The sequence below is a fragment of the Burkholderiales bacterium genome (assembly GCA_035543335.1).
Classification (GTDB): domain Bacteria; phylum Pseudomonadota; class Gammaproteobacteria; order Burkholderiales; family JAHFRG01; genus JAHFRG01.
The window spans coordinates 24,836-40,068 of record DASZZH010000010.1 but is presented as its reverse complement, the minus strand read 5'-3'; the positions used below and the strand labels follow the sequence as shown (position 1 = coordinate 40,068).

At 58.9% G+C, this 15,233-nt stretch carries 13 protein-coding genes; 6 read left to right on the top strand and 7 right to left on the bottom strand.

Annotated elements, in window-relative coordinates:
• Nucleotides 1–130: 130 nt before the first annotated feature.
• From cysN to VHE58_02385, 5 genes are read right to left on the bottom strand one after another with little or no spacing between them, the layout of a single operon-like run.
• Nucleotides 131–1,414 (bottom strand): sulfate adenylyltransferase subunit CysN, encoded by a 1,284-nt coding sequence (gene cysN / locus VHE58_02405; protein HVS26145.1) that lies wholly within the window; start codon nt 1,412–1,414, stop codon nt 131–133.
• A complete protein-coding gene (gene cysD, locus VHE58_02400) occupies nt 1,414–2,367 on the bottom strand; it encodes a sulfate adenylyltransferase subunit CysD (protein HVS26144.1) in 954 nt (317 codons plus the stop codon). The genes cysN and cysD overlap by 1 nt, the downstream gene beginning before the upstream one ends.
• Nucleotides 2,364–3,095, bottom strand: a complete 732-nt coding sequence (locus VHE58_02395) for a phosphoadenylyl-sulfate reductase (protein HVS26143.1) — start codon at nt 3,093–3,095, stop codon at nt 2,364–2,366. Before VHE58_02395 ends, cysD begins: the two co-directional genes overlap by 4 nt.
• Before the next feature lie 2 nt (nt 3,096–3,097).
• Nucleotides 3,098–5,197 (bottom strand): nitrite/sulfite reductase, encoded by a 2,100-nt coding sequence (locus tag VHE58_02390; protein HVS26142.1) that lies wholly within the window; start codon nt 5,195–5,197, stop codon nt 3,098–3,100.
• A 29-nt stretch (nt 5,198–5,226) separates the two neighbouring features.
• Nucleotides 5,227–6,000 carry a sulfite exporter TauE/SafE family protein gene (locus VHE58_02385; GenBank protein HVS26141.1) on the bottom strand — a complete coding sequence of 258 codons (774 nt, stop codon included), beginning with the start codon at nt 5,998–6,000 and terminating at the stop codon, nt 5,227–5,229.
• Between the two features lie 137 nt (nt 6,001–6,137).
• Here VHE58_02385 and cysB point away from each other — a divergent pair, with 137 nt between their 5' ends.
• Nucleotides 6,138–7,082, top strand: a complete 945-nt coding sequence (gene cysB / locus VHE58_02380) for an HTH-type transcriptional regulator CysB (protein ID HVS26140.1) — start codon at nt 6,138–6,140, stop codon at nt 7,080–7,082.
• Nucleotides 7,083–7,181: 99 nt separating this feature from the next.
• Here cysB and VHE58_02375 read toward each other — a convergent pair whose 3' ends face one another.
• Complete coding sequence (locus VHE58_02375; GenBank protein HVS26139.1) at nt 7,182–7,403, bottom strand: hypothetical protein; 222 nt, start codon at nt 7,401–7,403, stop codon at nt 7,182–7,184.
• 50 nt (nt 7,404–7,453) lie between these two features.
• On the bottom strand, nt 7,454–8,992 hold the full coding sequence (gene murJ, locus VHE58_02370) for a murein biosynthesis integral membrane protein MurJ (protein ID HVS26138.1): 1,539 nt from the start codon (nt 8,990–8,992) through the stop codon (nt 7,454–7,456).
• A 76-nt stretch (nt 8,993–9,068) separates the two neighbouring features.
• Here murJ and rpsT point away from each other — a divergent pair, with 76 nt between their 5' ends.
• The 5 genes from rpsT (at nt 9,069) to VHE58_02345 (ending at nt 15,046) form a co-directional block, all read left to right on the top strand.
• Nucleotides 9,069–9,332 carry a 30S ribosomal protein S20 gene (gene rpsT, locus VHE58_02365; protein ID HVS26137.1) on the top strand — a complete coding sequence of 88 codons (264 nt, stop codon included), beginning with the start codon at nt 9,069–9,071 and terminating at the stop codon, nt 9,330–9,332.
• 285 nt (nt 9,333–9,617) lie between these two features.
• Nucleotides 9,618–11,621: an aminotransferase class I/II-fold pyridoxal phosphate-dependent enzyme gene (locus VHE58_02360; protein HVS26136.1), complete on the top strand. Its 2,004-nt coding sequence runs from the start codon at nt 9,618–9,620 to the stop codon at nt 11,619–11,621.
• A gap of 80 nt (nt 11,622–11,701) precedes the next feature.
• Nucleotides 11,702–12,904: an acetylornithine transaminase gene (locus VHE58_02355; protein ID HVS26135.1), complete on the top strand. Its 1,203-nt coding sequence runs from the start codon at nt 11,702–11,704 to the stop codon at nt 12,902–12,904.
• 10 nt (nt 12,905–12,914) lie between these two features.
• Nucleotides 12,915–13,832, top strand: a complete 918-nt coding sequence (gene argF, locus VHE58_02350; protein ID HVS26134.1) for an ornithine carbamoyltransferase — start codon at nt 12,915–12,917, stop codon at nt 13,830–13,832.
• Entirely contained in the window at nt 13,829–15,046 is a 1,218-nt protein-coding gene (locus tag VHE58_02345; GenBank protein ID HVS26133.1) for an argininosuccinate synthase, read from the top strand. Before argF ends, VHE58_02345 begins: the two co-directional genes overlap by 4 nt.
• Nucleotides 15,047–15,233: the final 187 nt, after the last annotated feature.

The following is a 15,233-nucleotide window of genomic DNA, read 5'->3' as shown; positions in this document are numbered from 1 at the left end:
TCCCCAAGGGTTGCGGCCAAAAAGCGCGCCTGCTTTGTTGCTCGGCTTACTCGATGTCCCGGCATCGAGTTACGCCTCGCGTCGCGCATTCATCGCTTTTTGGCCAGCAACGCAAATCCGTTTCATTATGTTAGAGGCTCTCAATAATCATTCCCGCCGCAACGGTGTTTTGCGTGGCTTCATCGATCAGGATAAAGCTGCCGGTGGCGCGATTCCGGTCGTACGCGTCCCACATCAGCGGCTGCTGCACTTTTAATCTGACACACCCGATTTCGTTCATCCTGAGTTCCGTTATTCCGCCAACCCGCTCGAGGGTATTCACGTCCACCCGGTAATCCAGTTGCGAAACCAAGCCCTTCACCGTCTTGGTGGTGTGCTTGACGAAATATTTGCGGTGCACATCCAACGGCTGCTCGGAGAGCCAGCACAGCATGGCGCCGAATTCCCTGGTAGTCTGCGGCAGGTTGTCGCTTTTCACCAGCATGTCGCCGCGCGAAATGTCGATGTGATCTTCGATCTGCAGGGTGACGGACTGCGGCGCAAACCCCAACTCATGTTTGGCACTTAAGGTGGCGATTTCCTTCACCGCGGAGGTCAGCCCCGAGGGCAATACTGTGATCTTGTCGCCGACACGGATTTCGCCGGACTCGATGCGGCCCATGTAGCCGCGGAAATCCTGATAGGCGGGATCGGCGGGACGGCACACCCACTGCACCGGGAAGCGGAAGTCCTGGATGTTGATGTCGCTGGCGATCTCGACGGTTTCCAGCAGTTCCAGCATCGGCTTGCCCTCGTACCATTGCAAATTATCGCCACGCTCCACCACCATGTCGCCATGCAGTGCCGATATCGGAATGTAATGGATGTCATGAATGTTGAGCCGGTCGGCGAAAGCGGAAAAATCCTGCTTGATGACGTTGAACACGTCCTGCGAATAACCCACCAGGTCCATTTTGTTCACCGCCACCACCAAATGCGGAATGCCGACCAGCGACGCGATGTAGGCGTGGCGGCGCGACTGGGTAAGCACGCCCTTGCGCGCATCAATCAGAACCACCGCCAGATTCGCGGTGCTGGCGCCGGTCACCATGTTGCGGGTGTACTGCTCGTGGCCGGGCGTGTCGGCGATAATGAACTTGCGATTGGGCGTGGCGAAATAGCGGTAGGCGACGTCAATCGTGATGCCCTGCTCGCGCTCGGCCTGCAGGCCGTCGGTGAGCAGCGACAAATCCACCCCTTCCAGCCCTTTGCGCCGGGTGGTTTTTTCAATCGCCGTGAGCTGGTCTTCGAAAATGGATTTGGAATCGTAGAGCAGCCGGCCGATCAGCGTGCTCTTGCCGTCATCCACGCTGCCGGCGGTGATGAAGCGCGACAGCTCGATGTCCGGGAAAGCGATTTTTTCGATGGCCGACATCAGAAATAACCTTCTTTCTTTCTGAGCTCCATCGAGGCTTCGGAGGTCTGGTCATCCATGCGCGTTGCGCCGCGCTCGGTGATACGGGTGGCGGCGGTCTCGGCGATGATTTGTTCCACCGTCACCGCATCGGACTCTACCGGGCAGGTGCAGGTCATGTCACCCACGGTGCGGAAGCGCACCATGATGTTTTCCGTTTTCTCACCCGGCTGCGGCTGCACCAGGTAGGTGACCGGCAGCAGGCCGCTGCCGCGGCGGATCACCGCCCGCCGGTGCGCTCGGTAAATTATCGGAATTTCCAGCCGCTCCTGCAAAATGTACTGCCACACATCGAGCTCAGTCCAGTTGCTGATGGGGAACACCCGTATATGCTCGCCGGGATGAACCCTGGTGTTATAGAGATCCCACAGCTCGGGGCGCTGGTTTTTCGGATCCCATTGCCCGAATTCGTCGCGGAAGGAAAAAATCCGTTCTTTCGCGCGCGCTTTTTCCTCGTCGCGCCGCGCGCCACCGATGCAGGCATCAAACCCATGCTCGGCAATGGTGTCGAGCAAAGTCACCGACTGGGAGGCATTGCGGCTTTGGGTTTCGCTTTTCAGCACCACCCGTCCCATGCGCATCGATTCCTCGACCGAGCCCACGATCAGCCGCTCGCCCAGCTGCTCCACGCGATGGTCGCGGAAGGCAATCACCTCGGGGAAATTGTGCCCCGTGTCAATGTGCAGCAACGGGAAGGGGAAGTGCGCGGGGCGGAAGGCTTTCTCCGCGAGGCGCAGCAGCACGATGGAATCCTTGCCGCCGGAAAAAAGCAGCGCCGGATTTTTGCATTCCGCCGCGACTTCGCGCAGGATGTGGATGGATTCGCTTTCCAGCACCTCAAGATGGCTGAGATGATGCAAGCGCTCTTCCGCACCAGAAAGTTTCCGTTTGCGCAGTGCCGTCTGCCCGCTCATACCGCCTCGCTTTTGCGGTGCAACCCGCATTCCTTGTTTTTGGCATCCTCCCACCACCAGCGGCCGGCGCGGATGTCCTCGCCCGGCGTAATGGCGCGTGTGCAAGGCGCGCAGCCGATGCTGGCGTAACCCTTGTCATGCAGCGCATTGTAAGGCACGTTGTTGGCACGGATATAAGCCCACACTTCTTTTTCGGTCCAGTCGTAAAGCGGATTGAATTTATGCAACCCGTGATCCTTGTCGAATTCGGATTCGGGAGTGACGCCGCGCGTCACCGATTGCCCGCGGCGCATTCCGGTGACCCAGGCTTTCTTGCCAACAAGCGTGCGCTTGAGCGGTTCCACCTTGCGCATATGGCAGCAGGCCTTGCGCAGTTCCACGCTTTCATAAAACGCGTTCGGCCCGTGCTGCTGCACATATTGTTCCACCGCCTTAGCCTGCGGAAAATACACGCGCACCTTCACACCATAGCGTTCAGCGATTTTATTCATGAGCGCATAAGTCTCTTCAGGCAAACGGCCGGTATCCAGGGTGAAGATTTCAATTCCGGGGGCGAAGCGCACGATGAGATCAAGCAGCACCATGTCCTCAGCGCCAAAGCTGCTGGCGAAAGTGGCCGGTGCAAAGTCTTTCTCGATTTTCGAGAGCAGCGCCTTTACGCTTTCAGCTTTGCGCTCCGGAACCGCTCTCGCTTCAACAGAGAGCTGCGGATCGTTGCGGGTAATCATGGTCAGGCCGCGGCTGCCTGCGCCGCGGTGGGAATTACTTTCTGCGCCGCCAGCGGGGTCGGCAGCGCGCCTGAAAGATCGAGCTGGCGGTCGCGGCTGACACACAATTCGGCGACATCCACCGTCCAGCTATCCAGCTTAGCGAACAAGGGGTTGAGTTCTTTGTCCGTCCACTTCTCGGAATCGCGTGCAAACGCAGCACCAAACTCCGCCAGTTGCTCGCCCAGTTCGGGCTGGTCCGACAACAGGCCAACGAGTTCGGCGCCGAGATCGGCAAGGTTCTCCTGCTTGTTGTTGCCGCCCAGCAGGTGCACCACGCCCTGCCCGATCAAGCGGGCAATCGCTTCGGCGCATTTCACCGCCTCGCCATACTTGCGCTGGAACACCAGTGCATTGCGGTAGCCGCGCTCATGCGCCGCCTCAAAGAAGTTCGAGCCGACCAGCATTTGTGTAGCGCCGGCGCATTCCCCGCCACCCAGTTGGAGCACCTTGAAGTCCTGATTATCGCCATGGTCGCGCAACACCGATCCGACCTCCGTTTCCGGCACCTGCACCAAATCGGCAAGCAGCTCGTTGAAATACTCTATGCCGCGGCGGCGCGTCCAGTAGAAAAAGCTTTCTTTCGGCAGATGATCCTTGTCGAAAGCAAGCCGCACCCGCTCGAGCGCCGTTAGCACGCGCGCCGCAGGAACAGAAGGTCCCTTGATCGCGAGCCCTCCGCCGGCGAGACCATTGCCGCCGAAATATGTCTGGTAATGAGGAATGAGCTTGCCATGCATGCGCCTGCCCTCGCCGTAAATGCCAATATCTCCCATCTCAGGCTGGGCGCAGCCGTTGTGGCAGCCCGAGACGCGGATGCGCAAATCGCCGCCGACGGCGCTATAGAGCTTGGGGCCTAGGAAAGTCGAAGAGGTAATGCCCAGGCGGCAAGTTGAGGTGCCGGGGCAGGCCACCACGTTGTCGCCGGCCTCCGGCTCACGCAGTCCGAGCGCTGCAATCGCCTGACGCAGTGAATTCAGTTTCGCTTCGGGCACGTTTACCACCATCAGGTTCTGATCCTGGGTGGTGCGAATTTCATCCAAACCATGCTCCTGCAGCACCTTGGCCAGCCCTCGCAACTGCGTCGCGTTCAGGTTCCCAATCGGCGTGCTGATTGGCAGCACGAAAAGCCCGGGTTGCTTTTGCGGTACCACGTGGCGCGGTGCGCCTTGTCCGCAGATTTCGCCTTCACCGCCGGTTTTCCATTCGCCCTTGGGATAAGGCTGGTCGGCCAGCGCTTCCTTGATGCGCGCCAGCTCCTCGCGGTATTTCTCGCGGAAGCCGTCCGCGCCGAAGCGGTCCACCAGAAACTTGATGCGCGATTTGGCGCGCTTGACGCGGTCGGAATATTTGTTGTGCAACGTCACGATGGCTTCCATCGTGTGCAGCAAATCCTTTTCTTCGATGAATTCCTCGACCACGATGGCTTCGTGCGGCTTGTGGCCAAGCCCGCCGCCCGCCAGCACCTTGAAGCCGAAACGGTCGCCTTTCTTCACCGCGACAATGCCCATGCAATGCAGCATGCCTTGTGCGCAATCGGCCTCGCAGCCGGAGAAGCTGATTTTGAATTTGCGCGGCAGCTGCTGGTTGAGCGGATTACGCAGGAAATGCTGCACGGCGCCGTCCAGATGTTTGGTCACATCGGTATGCTCGCGCGGGCAGATTCCCGCCATCGGGCAGGCGGTGACGTTGCGGATGGTGTTGCCGCAGGCCTCGCGCGTGGTCAGCCCCGCACCGGCGAGATAACGCAGTACCGCTGGCGTGTGCTGCAGCGGCACGTAGTGCATCTGGATGTCCTGGCGCGTGGTGATGTGCACCACGTCGTGCTGTGAATATTTTTCCAGCATATCGGCGATGGCGTTCAACTGAGAGGAAAGCAGGCGGCCGCCGGGAATCTTGATGCGCACCATGTTGACGCCTTCCTGGCGCTGGCCGTACACGCCCATTTGCAGACGCGTCGCGGTGAAACGGTCAGCATCAATTTGCAGCCCCAGGAAACTCTCGACTGCCTGCTCGTAGCTTTCAATCTCCTCCGGATTTGCCAGATTATTAAGTTGGCTCATCGTCGTGACTCCTCAAAGGATTCAAATCTTCACCACACCAGCTTGCCGCCGATCAGCACCAGCATGCTGGCGAGAATCTGCCGCAACACCCGTTCCGGAATTCTCACGCTCATGTGACTCCCGAGATAAATTCCCGGCAGCGAACCCAGTAACAGGCTTCCCAGCAAGATCAAATCCACCGTGCCCAATGTCATGTGCCCAAGCCCCGCCACCGCCGTCAACGGCACCGCGTGGGCGATGTCGGTGCCGACGATTTTCACCGCCGGCAGCCGCGGGTAGAGGAAAGTCAGCGCCGCCACGCCCAGCGCGCCCGCGCCGACCGAAGAAATCGTCACCAAAACTCCAAGGACTAAACCGGTAACGATGGTGGCCGGAAGCGGATGGCGCTCGTGCCAGAGTTCGCCGACATGGTGCTTCACGAATTTCTGCAGCCGCTCGCGGAAAATCAGCACCAGCGCGGTAAGTATCAGCGCCACGCCCAGGGTGGTGGTAATCAGGGAATTAAAGTGTGTCGTCTCTACTGCATAACTTTTTAATGCCCAGACCGTAATCAGCGACGCCGGCAGGCTGCCCAAGGCGAGCAGTCCCACGATTTTCCAGTCCACGTTGCTGCGTCGGCCGTGCACCCAGACGCCGCCCATCTTGGTGATGGCGGCATAAAGCAAATCCGTGCCGACAGCAGTAGCCGGCGCAATGCCGAAGAACAGCACCAGCAGTGGCGTCATCAAGGAGCCCCCGCCCACACCGGTGAGCCCGACGATGAAGCCGACCACAAAGCCTGAAATCGTATATAAAAAATCCATAGTTTTCTAGTTGTTAGCAATTGCCGCCGGTTACCAGGAACGGCCGGAAAAAGCATCGTATCAGTCTCTATATATATTTCAAAATAACATTATGTTAGGATGTTATAACCTAGGGTTATTTGTAAAGGCAGCAAGGTATGAAGCTGCAGCAACTGCGCTACTTGTGCGAAGTCGTGCGCCAAGGCCTTAATGTCTCCGAAGCGGCGGAAAAACTGCACACTTCGCAGCCCGGCATCAGCAAGCAAATCCGGCTTTTGGAAGAAGAGCTCGGCGTGCAGATTTTCGTGCGCAACGGCAAGCGCTTGGTTGAAGTGACCCAGCCGGGCAAGGTAATCTACTCCATCGCGCAGCGCATCTTGCAGGAAACCGATAACTTGAAGCGCGTCGGAGAGGAATTCACCAATGAGGCGACCGGCAGCCTCACCATTGCCACCACCCACACCCAGGCGCGTTATGCGCTGCCGTCCACGGTGCGCAAATTCACCGCGATGTACCCCAAAGTAAAGCTTTCATTGCATCAGGGCAATCCGACGCAAATTTCGCAGCAGGTGGTCTCGGGCGAGGCCGACATCGCCATCGCCACCGAAGCGATTGAACTGTTTCAAGACCTGGTGATGCTCCCCTGCTACCAGTGGAACCGCTGCGTGGTTACGCCGCCGAAACACCCACTTTTGAATGAACGCACCCTCACGCTCGAAAACGTGGCGAAATATCCCATCATCACCTACGACTTCGCGTTTACCGGACGTTCAAAAATCAACCGCGCTTTCGCCGCAAGAAGACTCACGCCCAATGTGGTGCTGACCGCGATAGACTCGGACGTGATCAAAACCTACGTGGAGCTGGGATTGGGCGTGGGAATACTCGCGAAAATGGCGTTTGATCCGGAGCGCGACGAGAATTTGCGCGCCATTGACGCGAGCCATTTGTTTGAATCGAGCACCACGCGCATTGGCATCCGCCGCGGCGTGTATCTGCGCGGCTACGTCTACGACTTCATCGAACTCTTCGCGCCGCAGCTCACGCGCAAGGCGGTGGAAGCAGCAATGAGCGAAGCCAAGGGTTCAGATTATCAGTTATGAACGAAAATCCGAAGTCATACGCATCAACATTGCGCGCGACGAGATTTCGATCTCCTGCGGCGCGGCCATAGGGAAAAAGTTACTTAATATGTGTTTTTATTAGTCTTTTTCCTTAAGATGTTCGGCGACCGGAAGTTCCGAAAGCGGCTCGTTTTCCTCTGCGGCTTCGCGGGAATCCGACTCCAACTCCTGTTCGCGCAGCAGGGCGATGGCTTTTTCGATGACCTGCGAACGGGTTTTAAAGCCGTGCACCTTAAGGTATTCCCCGATGAATTTGAGCGAGGAAGTCTTAATCGAGATTGTCAGTTTTTTGGCGTGCATGAAAAACCTTGCCTAATTCCCAATAGCCTACCCTACCTCATGTTCAACCGCTATTCCGCCGCGCGCTTGCTGAAATCCTTTAAGCGAAAGCCCATCACCCACAGCGAAGCAAAGTACGACGCTGCGCCGAGCAAAACCACCCACGCGAGCTTCGCCGCCCGGCCCGCGGCGGCTTGAGCCAGCCACGCTGCGTCGGTTCCGGACGCAAGCCACAATACCGCCGCCATCACATAAATCGCCAGCAAAACTTTCAGCGTGAACGCCGCCCAGCCGGGCTGCGGCCGGTAGGCGCCGGACCGGCGCAAATAAAAATACAGAAGCCCAGCGTTCAAACACGCGCCCAGCGCAATCGCCAGGGCAAGTCCCGCGTGTTTCAAATGCCAGATGAAAATCAGATTCATGAGTTGCGTCGCGGCGAGCGTGACGATGGCGATTTTCACAGGCGTCTTGATGTTTTGCCTGGCGTAAAAACCCGGCGCCAGTACTTTAACAAAGATCATTCCCAAAAGCCCCACGCTGTAGGCGATGAGCGCCTGCCGCGTCATCCACACGTCGTTGGCGGTGAACGCGCCATAATAAAACAACGTGGCAATCAGCGGCACCGCAAGCAGCGCCAGGGCCGCCGCCGCGGGCAGCGCCAGCAATAAGGTAAGCCGCAGACCCCAGTCGAGAAGCTTGGTGTATTCTGCGCCGGATTGGTCAACATAATGTTTGGAGAGGCTGGGCAGCAGGATTGTGCCCAAAGCCACGCCCAGCATGCCGGCGGGAAATTCCATCAGCCGGTCGGCGTAATACAGCCAGGACACGCTCCCCGTCACTAGAAACGAAGCAAAAATGGTGTTGATCAGCAGGCTCAACTGGCTGATGGAAACGCCGAACACCGCCGGCCCCATGAGCTTGAGAATACGCCACACCCCTTCGTCGCGGAAATTGAGCCGGAAGCGCGGCAGCAAGCCCAGGCGTGCGAGATGCGGGATTTGAAATGCAAGCTGCAGCACCCCGCCGATGAACACCGCCCAGGCCAGCGCTTTCACCGGCGGGTTCACATAGGGCGCAAGCCACAAGGCGCAGGCGATGAACGAAAGATTAAGCAGCACCGGGGTGAACGCCGGCACCGAAAACTTGCTCCAGGTGTTGAGGATGCCTCCGGCCAGCGACACCAGCGAGATAAACAAAATATAGGGGAAGGTGATGCGCAGCAGCTCCACCGTGATGGCGAATTTATCGGGCATGGCGGAAAATCCCGGCGCGCTGATGTAAACAATGACGGGCGCCGCCACCACTCCGAGCGCCGTCGCCACCAACAAGGCGAGCGCGAGTGTTCCCGAGACATGGTCCACCAGAAGCCGGGTCGCGGCCTCGCCGCGCTGGTTCTTGTATTCGGCGAGTATCGGCACGAAAGCCTGCGAGAACGCGCCTTCGGCAAACAGCCGGCGCAGCAGATTGGGGATGCGGAAAGCGACGAAGAACGCGTCGGCGAACAATCCCGCCCCGAAAATCCGGGCGATCACAGTGTCCCTGACAAAACCCAGGATGCGGGAGATCAGGGTCATGCTACTGACCGTGGCGAGTGTCTTTAACAAATTCATAGCGGGCCCGGATGGTGGTTGCAAAGAAGCCCGAACAAACGTATCATTTCGCCCTTTCACGGTTTTAGGTGTTTACATGGCCAATATCGCATCCGCCAAGAAACGTGCCCGGCAAGCCGAGACGCGGCGCCAGCACAACGCGGGACTGCGCACCGAGCTACGCACCGCCATCAAGAATGTGCGCAAAGCCATTGCTGCCGGCGACAAGGCCGCGGCGCAAGCCGCTTTCAAGCAGGCCGTGCCGGTGGTGGATTCCATCGCCGACAAAAAAATCGTTCACAAGAACCACGTCGCCCGCCACAAGAGCCGCCTGTCACAAGCCATCCGGGCAATGGCTTAAGTACCTCTTCGCACAACCCGCTTATTCCGGATTTTCGTGTTGGTGGTGAGTCCTTGCGTCCGTTCGCTCTGAGCGCGTCGAAGAGCGAACGGAGCCAAATGTATTGCCAATAACTCAGCCGGCCAGTCGCTGGGCCGGAAGATCTGACAGTTTACGGTGATCCCATGGATGATGATTTCCGCCGGCAAACTGTTGGAAGTAGTTTTTGGCACGGCTCATTATAACCGGGGCTTGCATTGCGCACGCATTTGGCGCATAAAGCGTCTTTTTTAATCCGCAACAGTCATGCGCAAGCCGGTAAGCCGCATCCTCGTCATCAACGACGAAAAACTGGTCCTGAAGGAGCTCATCAAGGGCCTTAATGCCGCGGCGCGCGCGCTCGATAATCCTCTCGGCATCACTTTCACCGGCGTCGCCACCGTGCGCGAGGCGCTGCGCGCGATTGAAGAAGACGGCGACCTGCAGGCAGTGGTGGTGGACGACACGCTCTACACCCTGAAAAATGACGGACAGAACAGCTCGCGCTCCAAGCAGATGTCGGCGCTGAAGCTGGTGCAGCGAATCACCCGCTTCCGTCCCGAGCTTGACGTCTACATCCTGATCGCCAAGGAGCAGGAAGACCAGGTGGTGGGCACGCTGTTCGCGGAATCAGTTGATGGTTATTTTTACCGCGAAGAGCGCGATTACCGCGGCATGTACCGGATTCTCAATGCGCAAATTCAGGAGAAAGCGCACACGCCGTTTTACGACCAGTTGAAAAGCTATGTGCTGATGGCCAAGGACGCCTGGCATTCGCCGGGGCACTCCAGTGGCGACAGTTTGCGCGACAGCCCGTGGATCAGCGATTTCTACGAATTCACCGGCGAGCATGTGTTCGATGCGGATTTGTCGGTGTCGGTGCCGATGCTCGATTCGTTGATGCAGCCCACCGGCGTGATTCTGGAGGCGCAGAAAATCGCAGCCAAGGCTTTTGGCGCACGGCGCACGTTTTTCGCCACCAACGGCACCTCCACCGCCAACAAGGTGATTTTCCAGACGCTGATCGCTCCCGGCGAAAAGCTTTTGTTCGACCGCAACTGCCATAAATCCGTGCACCACGGCGTGGTGCTCTCCGGCGCGCATCCGGTTTATCTCGATTCCTCGGTCAACCGCAAATTCGGACTGTTCGGCCCGGTGCCGAAGCGCACCATTCTGAAAGCCATCGAGGAGCATCCCGATGCCGAAGCACTGGTGCTGACCAGCTGCACTTACGACGGCTTGCGCTACGATTTGAAACCCATCATCGATGCCGCGCACGCAAAAGGCATCAAGATGGTGATAGACGAAGCCTGGTACGGCTTTGCGCGCTTTCACCCCGAGTTCCGTCCCACCGCGCTGGAAGCCGGCGCCGATTACGCCACGCAAAGCACGCACAAGGTGCTCTCGGCGTTTTCGCAAGCCTCGATGATTCACGTCAACGACCCGGATTTCAAGGAGCACATCTTCCGCGAAAACTTCAACATGCACGCCTCCACTAGTCCGCAATACACGATGATCGCGAGCCTCGACATCGCGCGCAAGCAGGCGGTGATGGAAGGCTACAAGCTGCTCTCGAGAACGCTGGGACTGGCGAAGGAACTGCGCGAGCAAATCAATTCCACCGGGGTGTTCCGCGTGCTCGAGCTCGACGATCTGCTGCCCGACGAAGTGAAAACGGACAACATCCGGCTCGACCCCACCAAGGTCACCGTGGACATTTCGCGCTGCGGCTATACCGTGGAAGATTTGCAGCGCGAACTGTTCGACCGCTTCAACATCCAGGTGGAAAAATCCACGTTTAATACGCTGACGCTGCTCCTTACCATTGGCACCACGCGCAGCAAGGTGTCGCGCCTGTATGACGCTCTGATGCGCGTCGCGCGCGAGGGCCGCGCGCCGCGCCGGCTTTATGTGACGCCTGAAATCCCGCGCTTCACCCACCTCAAGTACCTGCCGCGCGACGCTTTCTATTGCGGCGGGGAACTCTCGCCGCTGGTGGACGAGAAAGACCGGGTCAATACCGCGCTCTCCGGCAAGGTCTGCGCCGACCAGATCGTCCCCTACCCGCCCGGCATTCCGGTGCTGGTGCCGGGACAGATGATTACCACCGAAACCATCCACTACCTGGTGGGTTTGCTGCGCAGCCAGAAACGGGTCGAGCTGCACGGCATTGTTTTCGACGGTTATCTGCCCACCCTGCGCACTCTCACCAAAGCCGAGGAAAAGAGTCTGAGCGGCTGCGTGAATAATTTTCTTGCAACAAGCGTATAATTTAACGAAGATATTGATTTGATAAACCCCGGCACACGGCGGCGCATGCTCCCGTGTGCATTTGTTTTTCGGTAAACGTTATGTCGCATCTGATGAACACCTATACCCGGTTGCCGGTCGCCTTCGTCCGTGGCGAAGGCGTATGGTTGTGGGACGGGCAAAACAAACGCTACCTCGACGCCGTCGCCGGCATCGCGGTGAACGGTCTCGGCCATGCGCACCCCAAATTGGTAAAAGCGCTCGCCGAGCAGGTGCATACGCTGATTCACACCTCCAATCTGTACCAAGTGCAAAAGCAGGAAGAATTGGCGGCAAGGCTGGCCGGCCTCGCTCATATGGACCAGGTGTTTTTCTGCACTTCGGGGGCGGAAGCCAATGAAGCGGCGATCAAGCTGGCGCGGCTATATGGCCACCAGAAAGGCATCGATAATCCAACCATCATCGTCATGGAAAAAAGTTTCCACGGGCGCACCATGGCGACGCTCTCCGCCACCGGCTCGCGGCGGGTGCAGGCGGGGTTTGAGCCGCTGATGGGCGGCTTTGCGCGCGTTCCCTACAACGATGTGGATGCGGTGGCGCAAGTGGCGAGCCACAACAAAAACATCGTCGCCGTGCTGGTGGAACCGATTCAGGGCGAAGCCGGGATACGCGTGCCGCTGCCCCTGCCCGCCTACTTCCAAGGCCTGCGCCGCGTTTGCGACGAGCACGGCTGGCTGTTGATGCTTGACGAAGTGCAAAGCGGCATCGGCCGCACCGGCAAATGGTTCGCTCACCAGCATTCGGGAATCACGCCGGAGGTGATGACGCTCGCCAAGGGTCTGGGCTCGGGCGTGCCGATTGGCGCGTGTCTTGCGGCAGGCCAGGCCGCCGATGTGTTCAAGCCGGGCAATCACGGTTCGACTTTCGGCGGGAGCCCACTCGCCTGCACCGCGGCGCTCACCACATTGGCGGTTATTGAAGAAGAAAACCTGATGCCGCATGCGGTGAAGCTCGGCGAATTCATCCGCAATGGTTTTGCGGAGAAGCTCGCGGGCGCGAAAGACGTGGTGCAAATCCGCGGCGAAGGCTTGATGATAGGCATCGAGCTCGCGCAGCCTTGCGGCGATCTCGTCAAGCTGGCGCTCGAACAAGGCTTGCTCATTAACGTGACTGCGGAAAACGTGATCCGGCTGTTGCCGCCGCTGGTCATGCGCGAAGCCGAGGCGCAGCAACTCATCGACATATTAAGCGGCCTCATTCGGCAATTTGTGGAACCGGGCGCCGCGGCCCAGGCCCGCGCCTGAGACACCGCCCATGCAGGTCAGACATTTTCTCCAATTCAAGGATTTCGAGCTCCACGAGTTCGAGTATCTGTTCGAGCGCGCGCGCACCCTCAAGGCCAGGCAAGCGCGCGGGGAACTTTATCAGCCGCTTATCGGTAAAACCATGGCGATGATCTTCGAGAAAAGCTCGACGCGCACGCGCGTCTCCTTCGAGACGGGCATGAACCAGCTGGGCGGCTCGGCGATGTTTCTTTCCCCGCGTGACACCCAGCTTTCGCGCGGCGAACCGATCGAGGACGTGGCGCAGGTGCTGTCGCGCATGGTGGACATCGTGATGATCCGCACTTACGATCAGAGCATCATCGAGCGCTTTGCCGGGCATTCGCGGGTGCCGGTGATTAACGGGCTCACCAACGAATATCACCCCTGCCAGATCCTCGCCGATATTTTTACCTACATTGAGCACCGCGGCTCGATACGCGGCAAGACCGTGGCTTGGGTGGGCGATTCCAACAACGTGTGCAACTCCTGGCTGCAGGCGGCGAAGCTGTTCGACTTCAATTTCCATGTGGCCACCCCGCCTGGATATGAACTCGAGCCCGGGCGCGGGGAAAGCTACGCCAGCATGCACCTCGAATGTTTCACCGACCCGCACGATGCGGTGCGCGGCGCCGATTTGGTTACCACCGACGTCTGGACCAGCATGGGCTATGAAAGGGAAACCAAAGAGCGCAAGAAAGTCTTCGCCGATTTCCGCGTGGACGAGGAAATGATGGCGCTCGCCAAGCCCAACGCGTTGTTCATGCACTGCCTGCCCGCGCACCGCGGCGAGGAAGTGGCGGCGGAAGTCATCGACGGCCCGCAAAGCGCGGTGTGGGACGAGGCGGAGAACCGGCTGCACACGCAAAAGGCTTTGATGGAATATTTGCTGTTAGGAAAAATCAAATGAGCGACATCAAAAAAGTGGTGCTCGCCTATTCCGGCGGGCTGGACACCTCGGTCATTTTGAAATGGCTGCAGGACACCTATAAATGCGAGGTGGTGACCTTCACCGCCGACATCGGCCAGGGCGGGGAGCTGAAGCCAGCGCGCGCCAAGGCGCAGCAGCTCGGGGTCAGGGAAATATTCATCGTTGACCTGCGCGAGGAATTCGTGCGCGATTTCGTGTTTCCGATGTTCCGGGCGAACGCCAGCTACGAGGGGGAATACCTGCTCGGCACTAGCATCGCGCGGCCGCTGATCGCCAAATGGCAAATCGAAATCGCGCGGCAGACCCAGGCGGATGCGGTGGCGCATGGCGCTACCGGCAAGGGCAATGACCAAGTGCGCTTCGAGCTCGGCTATTACGCGCTCGAGCCCAACATCCGGGTGATTGCGCCCTGGCGCGAATGGGACCTCACCTCGCGCGAGAAACTGCTGGCGTATGCGAAAAAACACGGCATTCCGGTCGAGGCGCAGCAGCCGGGCGGCTCGCCTTACAGCATGGACGCCAACCTGCTGCATATTTCCTACGAGGGCCGCAGACTGGAAGATCCATCCAAGGAACCGGAAGAAAGCATGTGGCGCTGGACGGTGGCGCCGGAAAAGGCGCCGGACCAGCCGGAATACCTCGAGCTGGAATATGAAAAAGGCGACATCGTCGGCGTCAACGGCGTGCGGCTCACCCCCGCCGAAGCGCTGGGAGCGCTCAATCGCGCCGGCGCCAAGCATGGCATCGGGCGGCTGGACCTAGTGGAAAACCGCTACGTCGGCATGAAATCGCGCGGCTGCTATGAAACGCCGGGCGGCGCCATCATGCTCAAGGCGCACCGGGCGATTGAGTCCATCACACTCGACCGCGAGGTGGCACACCTTAAGGATGATCTGATGCCGCGCTACGCCTCGCTGATTTACAACGGTTATTGGTTCAGCCCCGAGCGCCAGCTGTTGCAGCAGATGATTGACGCCTCGCAGACCGGCGTGAACGGCACGGTGCGGGTCAAGCTGTACAAAGGCAACGTAGCCGTCGCCGGCCGCCAGTCCAAGACCCATTCGCTGTTCGATCCGAAAATCGCGACCTTCGAGGACGACCAAGGCGCCTATAACCAGAAGGACGCGGCGGGCTTCATCAAGTTGAATGCGCTCAGGCTGCGCATCGCCGCGAAGCTGAAAAATAAGTCGTGAACCACCAAAACATTAAAGACAAAAGCATTGGCCACAGAGGACACAGAGCACACAGAGGTAAGGCAGAACTTGTCAGTTTTTCTCCGCGCTCTCTGTGAACTCTGTGGCTGAAGACTGCAGGTTGTGCTGATTGGCCACAGAGAACACAAAAGCACAGCGAGTAAGACAGGATTGTTAGTTCTTTCTC